Origin of the sequence: Dyella japonica A8, from assembly GCF_000725385.1 — a bacterium.
GTDB classification, from domain to species: domain Bacteria; phylum Pseudomonadota; class Gammaproteobacteria; order Xanthomonadales; family Rhodanobacteraceae; genus Dyella; species Dyella japonica_C.
Window position 1 is genome coordinate 759,922 of the sequence record NZ_CP008884.1, and the last position, 12,013, is coordinate 771,934.

12 protein-coding genes are annotated in these 12,013 nt (G+C 64.8%); 6 read left to right on the plus strand and 6 right to left on the minus strand.

Annotated elements, in window-relative coordinates; all coding sequences use genetic code 11:
• Positions 1–509: 509 nt before the first annotated feature.
• The 6 genes from HY57_RS03130 to HY57_RS03155 all read left to right on the plus strand — a co-directional run bounded on the left by HY57_RS03130 (position 510) and on the right by HY57_RS03155 (position 7,133).
• Entirely contained in the window at positions 510–1,457 is a 948-nt protein-coding gene (locus HY57_RS03130; RefSeq protein WP_019464206.1) for a patatin-like phospholipase family protein, read from the plus strand.
• 102 nt (positions 1,458–1,559) lie between these two features.
• A complete protein-coding gene (locus tag HY57_RS03135) occupies positions 1,560–2,075 on the plus strand; it encodes a hypothetical protein (RefSeq protein WP_019464205.1) in 516 nt (171 codons plus the stop codon).
• Between the two features lie 66 nt (positions 2,076–2,141).
• Entirely contained in the window at positions 2,142–4,172 is a 2,031-nt protein-coding gene (locus HY57_RS03140; protein WP_019464204.1) for an alpha/beta hydrolase family protein, read from the plus strand.
• 109 nt (positions 4,173–4,281) lie between these two features.
• On the plus strand, positions 4,282–4,665 hold the full coding sequence (locus HY57_RS03145; RefSeq protein WP_019464203.1) for a GntR family transcriptional regulator: 384 nt from the start codon (positions 4,282–4,284) through the stop codon (positions 4,663–4,665).
• An 87-nt stretch (positions 4,666–4,752) separates the two neighbouring features.
• On the plus strand, positions 4,753–5,649 hold the full coding sequence (locus HY57_RS03150; protein ID WP_019464202.1) for an ABC transporter ATP-binding protein: 897 nt from the start codon (positions 4,753–4,755) through the stop codon (positions 5,647–5,649).
• Positions 5,646–7,133: a hypothetical protein gene (locus tag HY57_RS03155; protein ID WP_019464201.1), complete on the plus strand. Its 1,488-nt coding sequence runs from the start codon at positions 5,646–5,648 to the stop codon at positions 7,131–7,133. The genes HY57_RS03150 and HY57_RS03155 overlap by 4 nt, the downstream gene beginning before the upstream one ends.
• Before the next feature lie 17 nt (positions 7,134–7,150).
• On the opposite strand, the gene HY57_RS03160 is transcribed toward HY57_RS03155, so the two are convergent.
• The 6 genes from HY57_RS03160 to HY57_RS22035 form a co-directional block, all read right to left on the minus strand.
• Positions 7,151–7,813 (minus strand): helix-turn-helix transcriptional regulator, encoded by a 663-nt coding sequence (locus tag HY57_RS03160; RefSeq protein ID WP_019464200.1) that lies wholly within the window; start codon positions 7,811–7,813, stop codon positions 7,151–7,153.
• Between the two features lie 3 nt (positions 7,814–7,816).
• A complete protein-coding gene (locus HY57_RS03165; RefSeq protein WP_019464199.1) occupies positions 7,817–8,479 on the minus strand; it encodes a hypothetical protein in 663 nt (220 codons plus the stop codon).
• A 412-nt stretch (positions 8,480–8,891) separates the two neighbouring features.
• Complete coding sequence (locus tag HY57_RS03170) at positions 8,892–9,137, minus strand: hypothetical protein (protein WP_019464198.1); 246 nt, start codon at positions 9,135–9,137, stop codon at positions 8,892–8,894.
• Between the two features lie 43 nt (positions 9,138–9,180).
• A complete protein-coding gene (locus HY57_RS03175; RefSeq protein ID WP_019464197.1) occupies positions 9,181–9,564 on the minus strand; it encodes a hypothetical protein in 384 nt (127 codons plus the stop codon).
• Between the two features lie 553 nt (positions 9,565–10,117).
• Complete coding sequence (locus HY57_RS21490; RefSeq protein ID WP_144240761.1) at positions 10,118–10,687, minus strand: hypothetical protein; 570 nt, start codon at positions 10,685–10,687, stop codon at positions 10,118–10,120.
• Positions 10,688–10,887: 200 nt separating this feature from the next.
• Positions 10,888–11,970, minus strand: coding sequence for a fimbrial protein (locus HY57_RS22035; RefSeq protein ID WP_235186608.1), 1,083 nt, complete (start codon positions 11,968–11,970; stop codon positions 10,888–10,890).
• Between the last annotated feature and the right edge of the window lie 43 nt (positions 11,971–12,013).

Sequence of the window (12,013 nt, forward strand, 5' to 3'; positions counted from 1 at the left end):
TGACCCGGCCTCCGGCAGGAGGTCGGAACGCCCGCCGCGTAGGCGGCCAGGCCGCGGGAAGGCCTGAGGCGACAACCGACCACTGACGCTACTGGATGACTCGCTACGCTCGCCCCTTTGGGGCCGCCCTACGGGCGTTCTGCGCGCTGCGCGCTTGTCCGGCCTGCGCCGGGATGACGGATAGGAAGGGTGCGGCTAGAACGCGGAGATCGCCCGCCGAATCTTCCGCGCGCTTCACGCTCGTGCGGCCTACGCCGGGATGACGGCTAAAGAACGAAGCAGTGAGGCCAGGTGGCAACCCTCACCCCAGCCCCCTCCTCGCCCCACCTGACAACACTCACCAAAACACTACCGCCACGCCCGCAACAGCCCCACCTGACCGCCGCCCAACAACACACCCCATTCCGCCATCACCGCGCCCCCAGCCAGTCGTACACTCGCCCCGCACCAACACCCCGCCACCGACGGACCGGCCGGCAAACCCTTCACCCACCTTCTCCATCACCGACATGACGTCCACCCGCCGCATCCGTTCACTCCTTCCCTTGCTTGCCACGCTGGCGCTCTGCGCGTGCTTCGGAGGCACCAAGCCCACCCCGCCGCCTGCGCCCATCGCGCCGCCGCCGGTGGTGAAGCTGCGTATCGGCCTGGCGTTGGGTGGCGGTGCGGCGAAGGGTTTTGCGCATATCGGTGTGATCAAGATGCTGGAGGCCAACGGCATCCATCCAGATGTGGTGTCCGGCACCAGCGCGGGCAGCGTGGTGGGTGCGCTCTACGCCAGCGGCATGGACGCGTTCCAGCTGCAGGAAACCGCCAGCGCGCTTGACCAGACCAGCATCCGCGACGTGCGGTTGTTCTCCGGGGGCGTGGTGCAGGGACAGAAGCTGCAGGACTACGTGAACCAGCAGGTGAAGAACCGGCCGCTGGACAAGCTCAATGTGCCGTTCGCCGCCGTGGCCACGCAGCTGGAAACCGGTCAGCGCACGGTGTTCGTGCGCGGCAACACGGGCCAGGCGGTGCGTGCATCTAGCAGCGTGCCCGGCGTGTTCGAGCCGGTGGAGATCAACGGCAAGCACTACGTCGACGGCGGCGTGGTCAGTCCGGTGCCGGTGGACGCCGCCCGCCAGCTGGGTGCGGACGTGGTGATTGCGGTGGATATCTCCAGCAAGGCCAGCGGTACCAACCCGCAGGGCATGCTGGGCATTGTTGGCCAGTCCATCAGCATCATGGGCCAGAAGCTCGGCGAGCAGGAGCTGGCTCGCGCGGACGTGGTGATCCGCCCGAAGGTGAACCAGATCGGCGCGGCCGACTTCGAGCAACGCGACCAGGCCATCCTGGAAGGTGAGCGCGCCGCCCTGGCGGCCATGCCGGCGATCAAGGCCAAACTCGCCGCGGTGCAGGTGACCCGCCAGCAGGCGGCGGCGCGTGCACGGGTCGCACCCGCCACCACCCGCTGAGCCACAGCAGCTTCCCCGGTTTCTGTCCAGACGGCCGTCCGGACGATGGGAGCACGCACGCGGACCGGTTAGTTTTGCCGCGGGATATCCGGGGGGAACACCATGAGCTCGTGCCAGCAATGCGGCAAGTCGATCCTGTTCGGCGGCCAGACACTGGAAGGACGTCGTTACTGCAGCGCGGCCTGCGCCCGCTCGCACCCGCTGCACCAGATGGCCGACCGCGTGCCGGCCGACGTCCTGCAGCGCCACGTCGCGGAGTGGCGCGCGTCGGCCTGTCCCAAGTGCAAGCGCAAGGACGGCACCATCGACGTGCATGAGCACCACCGCGTGCATTCACTGGTGTTGATGACGCAGTGGAACACGCGACGCAGCGTGTGCTGCCGCCGCTGCGGGCGGCGCGACCAGCTGTTGAGCACGCTGTATTGCGCCACGCTCGGCTGGTGGGGCTTTCCCTGGGGGCTGCTGGTCACGCCCATCCAGATCGGCCGCAACATCGCCGGCCTGTGCAGGCGCGAGTCGGGCCAGCCCACGGCGCAGTTCGAGCAGATCGTGCGACGCACGATTGCCAAGCACTATCTGGACGCGCAATCGCAGTCGCAGGCGCCGGCCCCGCGCTGAGGCGTCTTGGCGGGCGGATGCGCTGCCTGCTAGCGTGGGGTTTCATCTTCCACGACAGGTTTCGCCATGCAACACCCTGCCCGTCTGCTGCTGCCACTGCTCGTGGCCGCAGGTGCCCCGGCGCTTCACGCCGCCCCCAGCGTCGATCCACGTATCGAGAACCTGCTGACCGATCTGGGCAAGGTGCACGCAATCAGCGCGGTGCAGCTGTCGCCCGATGGCAGCCAGCTCGCCTGGGTGGTGCGTATCGATGGCAAGGACGTCATTGAAGTAGCCAAGGCGGACGGCAGCGAGGCACGCCGCATCGAGATGCCGAAGGCCGGCGACTGCAACGAAACCGATCCGGCCTGGTCGCCGGATTCCCGCCACCTCGCCTTTCTTTCCAGCTGCGCCAGCGGCAACCTGCGGCAGAAGGATCTGCTGATCGCCGATACGCAGGTCAGGGAATCGGTGAAGCACATGGCATCGCTGCCCGGCGTGGCACAGGATCTGAACTGGTCACCGGACGGCAAATCGCTGGGTTTCCTCTACGTGCCCAACGGCACCCGCCGCGCCAGCGCCGTGTATGCCGCCAAGCCGGCCTCGGGCGAGATCGGCGTCGACGGACTGGAAGTGCAGCGCGTGGCCACCGTCGATGCCACGGGCGGCGCCGTGCACCTGCTCACGCCTGAAAGCATCTACGCCTACGAGTTCGCCTGGTCGCCGGACAGCCGGCGCATCACCTACACCGCGGCCCGTCCGCCAGGGGACAACAACTGGTGGCTGGCCCGGCTCTACGTGCAGAACGCCACAGCCGACGCCAAAGCCACCGAGATCCTCGATCCATCGACGGTGAAGGGTTCGCTGCATGGCCTGCAGATGGCCCTGCCGCGCTGGTCGCCCGATGGCCAGCGCATTGCCTTCATCGGCGGCCTGATGAGCGACCAGGGCGCCACCGGCGGCGATCTCTACGCGGTGTCGGTCAACGGCGGCGAGCCGGTGAACCTCACGCCCGGCACGCGCGTGACACCTGCCTGGTTCGCATGGGCGAACGCACAGCAGATGGTGGTGGCGCAGATCACCAACGGCCAGAGCCAGGTCGTGCGCTACGACGTCGATGCGGGCAAGGCCACGCAAGCGGGCACGCTGTTCACCCTGCCCGCCAGCATGGGCGATGGCAGCGCGGAAATGGCGCTGTCGCTGTCGGCGGATCAGGCCAAGGTCGCGTTCGTGCAGAGCAGCTACGCCCAGGCGCCCGAAGTGCACGCCGGCGCACTGGCCGATACGCCGCCGCCGGCTGTCACCCACATCAACACGGCGCTCAAGCCCGGCTGGGGCAAGGCGGAATCGGTGGAGTGGGATAGCGAAGGCCGCCATGTGCAGGGCTGGCTGCTGTATCCCGCCAACTACGATCCGGCCAAGTCGTACCCGATGATCGTCACCGTGCACGGCGGCCCGTCGAGCGCGGTGATGCCGCGCTGGCCCGGCGTGGGCTTTGGCGGCGTGCCGTTCTCCGCGCTGGGCTATTTCGTGTTCATGCCCAACCCGCGCGGCAGCTTCGGCCAGGGCGAGGCCTATGTACAGGCCAACCGCAAGGACTTCGGCCACGGCGACCTGCGCGACATCCTGGCCGGCATCGACACCATCGAGAAGAAACTGCCGGTGGACGACAAGCGGCTCGGCCTGACCGGCTGGAGCTACGGCGGCTTCATGAGCATGTTCATCCCCACCCAGACGCAGCGCTTCCGCGCCGTGGTCGCGGGCGCCGGCATCGCCAACTGGCAGAGCTATTACGGCCAGAACCTGATCGACCAGTGGATGATCCCGTTCTTCGGCGCGTCGGTATACGACGACCCGCAGGTGTACGCGAAGAGCTCGGCGATCAACTTCATCAAGCAGACCAAGTCGCCGACGCTGGTGGTGGTGGGCGACCGCGACGCCGAATGCCCGGCACCGCAATCGTTCGAGTACTGGCACGCATTGCGCGCTCAGGGCGTGCCGACCTCGCTGGTGGTGTATCCGAACGAAGGCCATCACTTCGTCGACCCCGACCACCAGCGCGACGTGCTGCAGCGCGCGTTGACGTGGTTCGAGAAGTACCTGCCGCCGTCGAAGTAATCCGCAGGGGCTCCCCACCAAGCCGCCGGTGTCCGCACCGGCGGCTTTTTTTGTCCCCTGCCGTCCGGCCTATTGCATGTGACCCACGTGTATTGTTGTATTAATACACATGGATGCCTCGATGTTTGCCATTCAGCCCATCTCTGCCGAACCGATCTATCGGCAGATCGTGGAACAACTGCGTCGCTTGATTGCCAGTGGACAACTGGTGGCCGGCGAGCTGCTGCCTTCCGTGCGTGACGTGGCGGGCTTTCACGCCATCAACCCGATGACGGTGTCGCGCGCCTACGGCATGGCCGAGGCCGACGGCCTGCTGGAACGGCTGCGCGGCAAGGGCATGGCCGTGGCCGCGACCACGCGCAGCAGCGCCACGCCGACGCAGCGCATGGCGCTGCTGGAGCCGCAGCTGCAGGAACTGGCGCGCCAGGCGCGCGAGCTTGAACTGCCTGCCGACACGGTGCTGCGGCGGCTGGGCAAGTTGCTGGACGAATGAGCTTACGCGAAGGGCTTTGGCCTTTCGCATGACCGGCGGCGGGGACCGCCCGGATCCGACAAGCGTCTGACGCGAGGGAATGTTTCGATGAATGCCGTACTGCGATCCATCCACGACAACGATACCGCCCCCCTGGCCGTTCGCGGCCTGTCGCATGGTTACGAGGACAGCGCGGTGCTGTCCGGCGTCGACCTCGCGCTGGAACCGGGCAACGTGTTGGGCCTGATCGGCCGCAACGGCGCCGGCAAGTCCACGCTGATCCGCGCCATGCTGGGCCTGCTGCCACCGCGTACGGGCGAGTGCACGGTGTTCGGCGAGCCGGCCCTGAAGCTCTCCGACCGCACCAAGGCGCGCATGGCGTATGTGCCGCAACAGCCCGAAGCACTCGCATGGCTCACCGCGCGGCAGATGTTCGATTACGTGGGGCGCTTCTATCCCACCTGGGATGCTGCATTCGCGAAAACCACGCTCGAACGCTGGCAGATTGCACCGGACAAGTTGCTCGGCAAGCTCTCACCGGGCGAACGCCAACGCGTGGACCTGATCCGCGCGCTGGCTTCGCGTCCCGAGCTGCTGGTACTCGACGAACCCGCGGCGGCGCTTGATCCGGTCGCGCGCCGCGAACTGCTGCGCGAGATCGCGCTGCGCGCCGGCGAGGCGGGCACCAGCGTGCTGTTCTCCACGCATATCGTCTCGGACCTGGAACGCGTCGCCTCGGACATCGCCTTCCTGCACGACGGCAAGCTGCTCTTGCACTGTGCCGTGGACGAGACCAAGGAACGCTTCGCACGCCTGTGGATGCCCGCCGCCATGTCGGCTGCCGCGCCGTCGGCCGTGCTGGGCCGCCACCGCCATGACGACGGCAGCCTGAGCCTGGTGGTGGAGCGCGATGCGAACGGGCGGTGGCCCGAGGCGTCCCGCCTGCCGGGCGTGCGGTTGGATGCACTGGGGCTGGAAGATCTTTTCGTGGAGATCGCCGGATGAACCTGCACGGGATATGGATCGCGCCCTGGCACGCCATGCGCAGGCCAACGCGCTGGATGATCCTGGTATTCAGTGCACTGCTGGCGGCGGGTACCGTGGCCGTGGCCACCCTGACTATGCGCGGCCCAGGCCATGCCTATTGGGCGCCGGTCACCGCCATGCTGCTGTCGTTTGGCGTGTTCATGCTGGTTGCCTTCGGCCTTTCGCCTTGCCTGTTGCTCGCCATAGATGGCAGGCAGATGCGCTTGCCCCGGCTCGAACGCGAGGCATCCGCCGCGGTGCTGCTGTACGGCACATTGCTGGTGCTCGTGCCAGGGCTGCTGATCGGCGGCACGGGCGGCTACATGCTCAACGTGATGGCCGCGCTGGCCGCGGCGGTTGCCTCGGGGCTGGCCATGGCCTTGCTGCCGCGCACCGTGAGCTTCTTCGTCTGGATGCTCCCCGCCGCGTTCAACATCCTGCAGCCGGTGCTCCACCTGCCCCGGCCAGTCGACTCGGCGTTTGCGCCGTTTTGCGGCGTGCTGACGCTGGTCTTCGGCGTCACGTCGCTGGTGTGCTGGCGCCGCATCATGCGCTCCGCTCAACCCTACGACTGCACGCCCGTGCTGATGCAGCTCCGCACGGGATGGCGTGGCGGCTGGGGCAGTTGGGGCGGTGCGGGCCTGGACCCCAGCACCCAGGTCCGTCGCAACCCGGCCTGGCTACGGCCCCGACTGGCCTTGCGCCAGAGCGGCCCCGCCTACCCGGTGCTCAGCCTGCGCATTGGCCTTGGCGGCCTGTTCGCACCACTCACCGTGGCCGGCCGCCTGCTTCAACTAAGCGTTGTCTTGGGATCGGCGCTGATCGTCGTGCTGCAGCTTGGCAGCCAGGCGGCGCAGCGTAACCCCGGGCATTTCAGCGAGAACTTCGTCCACAGCAGCCTGACCGGCTTGCTGATGTGGGGCGCGGGTTTCGGCGGGAGCATGATGGCCATCATGCCCATCGCCCAGCTCATGCAACGCTGGGCAAAGCAAAACGCGGAACTGCCGTTGCTCGCACTGCTGCCGGGCCTGGGCGACGCAACGCGGGTGAAGCGCCGGTTGCTGTGCGCCTCCCTGCTGCCCCCGATCGCGGCGATGACCGGCTTCCTGATCCTGGGGCTGATGGCGGCGGTGTTGCTGCATGCGGGCGCGCTCAGTGTGTGCGCCATGCTGCTGACCCTGGGCGGCGGTGCCGCCTTCCTCTCCGCCTTCATCGTATCGGTCATCGGCGGCCGGCCGTTGGGCCGCTGGCCCAGCGCGGGGCTTTGCGTGTTCGGCTATGTCCTGTTCTCCACCAGCATCTTCATCCCCATGCTCGATACCGAAGGGATGGTGACGCACCAATACCTCGTCTGGTTCGCCGGAGCGTGGGCCGTGTTGTTCGCGGTGCTCGGCTGGCTGGCATGGCGCGGCTGGCGTGGCCTCGCGCATCGTCCACACCCCTTCATCGCCAACCCGGCCTGAGCGGGAGCGGGGCACGGTCAATGCGTGTCGCGATCGTCCTCTGCCGATACCGGCGTGCCCACGCGAAACCGGCAGCACTTGCCGCCGCGCACGATACATTCCATGTGATGGATGCGGCGGCCACTCGCTGCCTCCATGAAGGCCAGGTCGAACTTGCACACCTGGGGATGCGCTTTCGCGAGCGCGTGGAAGACGCAGTTGAACGCCTCCACCTGCCATTCCTCACCGTGCTTGACCGGCAACGCTTCGTAGCCCAGCGCATCGAGTTGCTGCGCAAGCTGCCTGACCACGTCCGCCGGTGGCGCCGATGCCGGCGGCGCGACCTCGTTCGAACCGAGTTGTTCGCCGAGGTCGCGCAATAGTTTTTCCACGTCGGCCGTTCCCAGCCGCACCTGCAACTGCGCCAGCAGCGCCGTGGCGATGGTGCCGTAGTTGCGCGGAAACAAAGCGTGCCCCGCTTCGGTAAGCCGATAGCACGCCAGGGGCCGCCCACCGCTGGGACGCGACTGCGCGCGCTCCACGTAGCCGCGCGCCAGCAGCGCGCTCAGGTGCTGGCGCACGGCGTTGTGCGTGATGCGCAAGGCATCGCACAGCGCTTCCACCGTGCCACCCTCGCCGCCCTTCAACAGCTGTCGCAATAGACGCTGCTGCGTGGCGCCGAGTTGCCCGAGCGCGCCCATGGCTCAGCTCGCCTTGTCCGGGAATTGCTTGGCGATACCGGCCGCCAGCGCGTCGGCAATGGTGTTCATATGCGCCTGCATGGCCGTCCAGGTCGCCTGCTCGCCCTTGCTGTCACCCGTCATGATCTGCTGGATCTGCGTGGCGTGATGCGCCACGTGCGCGGCGAACAGCCCCTGCACCGCGTTTTCGGGCAAGTTGGGGTTCGCACCCGAGAAGAACTTGGCAATCGCCGTGACGTTGGTATTGAGGTCGTTCATCGCCTTCTGCTCGGCAGCCTTGTCGTTCGCGGCAGTGGCTTCGGTCAGCGCTTTCACGCCGCCCCAGTGGCCCGCCAGCAACTGCAAGGTCTGTTCGCCCGCGGGCTTGCCATAGAAACCGCCGACGGCATCGGCAATCTGCTTCGCATTCGCCACCACCGCCTCTTCAGCGGCCTTGGCCTTTGCCGCGTCATGCGCATGCACGGCCATCGCGTATTCGCGGGTATGCACCACATGGCCATGCCACAGCTGGCGCATCGCGGCCTGCAGCTTGGGCGCCGCCACCGTGGCGGCAGGCGCCGTCTGCGCCATGCCATTCATGTCATGCGGCGCGGGTGCCGCCGTCGCCAGCCCCGTGGTGGCGAAGCACGCCACCGTCATCGTCAACAACCACGTCTTGGTCTTCATGGGGAATCCTCCGGTAAGTCGCGAAAGGCGACAACCGACAGTCTGGACCGCCCCCATTTTCACGCAATCGATCTATGTGTAAAGCCTGTGGATAGCCGATGGACAGTTTGTGGATCGGCTCATCCGGGGAAGCGACACCCCGCTCCGCCCTACAACACCCCGGTCGCACGGGTGATGCGCCGCGCTACCCCGGATGCCGCCGTTGGCTCCATCCGGGCTACGTGCTGCAACCCCATGGCATTGAGATAGCCGCTCTAAGCCAGACTCCTCAGATTCGCGCCCGTTTAGGTCCGCTTTGGGTCGAAAGCGGACCTTAGGGAATAAGCGACTCAGACCGATATCGGCCTGATCGCAGGTCAACTAGGCGACCTGGCAGCACCGGGCATGCAAGATCTTCGTCGTGGGCAGGGCGTCACTGGGCCCCTCCCTCGGTGCGGACATGAGCATCGAGTCCGGCTTTCGCCTGCTCCCACAGCCTACTGGCCTCGGCAAATCTGATTCTGGCCGCCTCAAATTCCCGACGCTTCTGGTCATGGTCCGATGTGCCAGGCAAGCTCATATCGAGCTCGTGCAGGGCAATGTTGGCGGCGCGGGCAGCAGCATCCGAGGTGGTCGCCAGCCGCTGCTCCTCACGGGCCAGCTCTTCATATCTACTCATTCACCGAATCCTAATTTCGACCTGGGACGGCAGCTTGCCATCATCACTTCTTGGCCGCCTCTTTGGCCACTTCTGCGGCCATTTTGGCAGTGATCACGGGGAGCTCCTTCGCGAATTTCCAGCCCAACTTGGCCGCTATGACCGTCGTGTTCGCCAACAGTTTGCCAGCAAATTTTGCGCTGGCTGCCGTGGTGGGCCCGGCCCCCTTGGCCTGGCTAATTTCCTGAGCCGCTTCCGTCAAACTAAAGAGGTGAGGGCTGTACAGAGCGTCGCCCGGTCGCGCGTCTTGGAAGGCGTTGCAAAGCGCGCACGTCTCGCCGATCCCGGGATTGAACGTGTGCTCGAACATCTGGTCGCGTCGCTCGTGAAAACATTCATCGCAGACCTGGAATTCGCCGATTTGTGGCGGCGTCGAGACAGTGCGCATTTAGCATCTTCCTCTGTGTATCGGTGGCTGGTTATTCCCGATCCGGCAGGATGAGCTGCTTGTACTGCACGCGCTCATCGGCAGTCGGGATAAAGTGGCTTCTAAAACCGGTGATGATCTCGATGCCTTGACCGGGCTTCTACCTATTCTTTGACCCTTTCAGTAAGACCTCACGCTAACAATTGCTGTCTTTGAATTATTCCTAGTTTGAGGCATTGCCCAAAATTGCGATATGCCGTCAGCTTCAGAAGAACAGCCTCGAATCGTAACTTCTGTGGGGCCCGAACCTTGGGTGTACTTGATAACGACGGTCATATTGCTGTCCTTTGTATTGATGGCGACCAGATAGCCTAAAGCGCTTACTAACGTCCGCTTCGGGTCGAAAGCGGACCTTACGGCTCCGACGATAGCAGGCGGCCTATCCCGGGCAAATGCGCCGGGCGGTGGCAGCGGTTGGGTAGCAAGTAGCCCGGATGAAGCGCAGGGGAATCCGGGCTACTTGTCAGGTGAGCCTGACCCTGTTTCTCGGCGCCATGAACGAACGCGGGCCATGTTAGGAGGCTGGTTGTCGAAGGGGCGCGGGATAATCGTGGGGGATAACGCCGTCAGGCGCCGCCTTTCGCCCCACGTACTTGCCGCAGCGTGGATAAGTGACGCTGCCGTCTGCATGAAAGTTATACGGCAGAAATTGGCGGGCCTTCCCTGCGGACTGTTCAATGCAAAACAGACCGACGCGTAGTGCGTGTCCCGGGTCTTGGTCTTCTCCCGTGCGCCGCATCGTAAAGGCGTAGGTTTCGCCTATCTCTAAATGGCGATCGCCACCCACTTGTTTATAGCCAACCAGATTCGCGCGATAGCTCACGCATTTCCCAGGCTTTACGGTGATTGGCATGGCCCCGTCCCGAAGAGTCAGCGCCCATGGACGAGGTGGCCAAATGTCATCAAGGCCCACCACCGCAACGGCTGCCAGGGTAAAAGGTTCATCGTCGGGAGCCAGGCAGGCTACCGGCGCTTTGCCGACCTGCCGGATAGCGAGCGGCGTTAGTCCGTAGTAACCCTCTTGCGCCACGACAGGACGCCCAGCCATGGCGCATAGCATAAGCATCAAGGCAAGAAGGCGCATGCTTACCTCTCAGTCGTTGAGAAGATGACGCGGGGACGTTTAGCCAGTAGCCCGGATGGAGCGCAGCGGGAATCCGGGAGGGCGATGCGCACCCACCCAACGTCACCCGCACCCCGCGCTGCGTCACTCCGGTGGCGTGGGTGGTGTGCCGCGCTGCCCCGGATTCCGCCGTTGGCTTCATCCGGGCTACGTGCTCCGGGTTACTGGTAGAGCATGGTGAAGGTCATCGAGGTGTTGGCCGGGCCAGGCTTGACGGCACCCGTACGGTAGTAGCGCGCCTTAAGAGGAATAGTGAAGCTTCCGCCCGCGGTCGTGTCGTAGCCGCTGGCCATTTTGTAGGTCGCCAAAGGGAACACCGCGCCATTGCCATCCAGCAACTGCACACCTACGCCCGCTGCACTTGAACTGCTATCTAGGGCCACGACTGACTGTGCGCTACTAACTACCGTGGTTGCCGGATCGATACGAAACTGGATCGCTGGATTGACAGAATTGAGACCTTCAACACCTGTACCGAGGCCTGCAGGGCAATTGTTGAGACTGACGTTGAAACTGACTGCCGCCGTAGTTGCGCCCACCGAAGCCATTTCGCTCGCTGAATGCGTACCCAACGGCACAATGACATCCGGTGTGGTGCAGGCCAACGGAACAATCGTGACGGGATTGATCACATAGAAGTTGCGCAGGCTCGACTGCTCTGTGTTCGCGACTATCGGGATGATGTAGCTCACTTGCCCTCCAGTTACCGTTCCTCCCGTAGAAACAGCAGCGGCTGTCTTGACCAGGGCTATAGCCACCTGCCCTCCTCCCTTCACACCCGCCTGGCCGGTGCAGGTGTACCCCGTAATCTTAGGGAGCGCCATCAAGTACTGCCATCCCGCCCACCCTCCCATACAACCAAAAGAAATATAAATATTGCCGGCAATGGCAATGCCGATGCCAGGTACATTGGTCTTGAACACCGGAGCCGTATTTGCTCTAAGCCCAGAGTCAGCTGTAAACAACGAGCCGGCATATATGCGTATACCCGTGATGTCAGGGCTATAGCCACCGCAATTGTAGTAATCGGTTGCCGCCGGCGAATACACCCAGCTTGTCAGTAACGAGCCCACTGGAGCATCGCGTGGCACAGTGATTGTCGATGGAAGGGTCAAATTGATTGTCTGATTGCCTCCTGTACAACCCGCCCATGCGCCCCTCGAACCAACGAGAAGAAACACGAGCGCCATCAGCTGCAACAGGAAGCCCCGGCGCCGAGGTTGTTTTGCGTTAAAGAATTTCATATCAATATCCTCATTGCGCGAAAACTGAAGCGGAAAGTTCAAA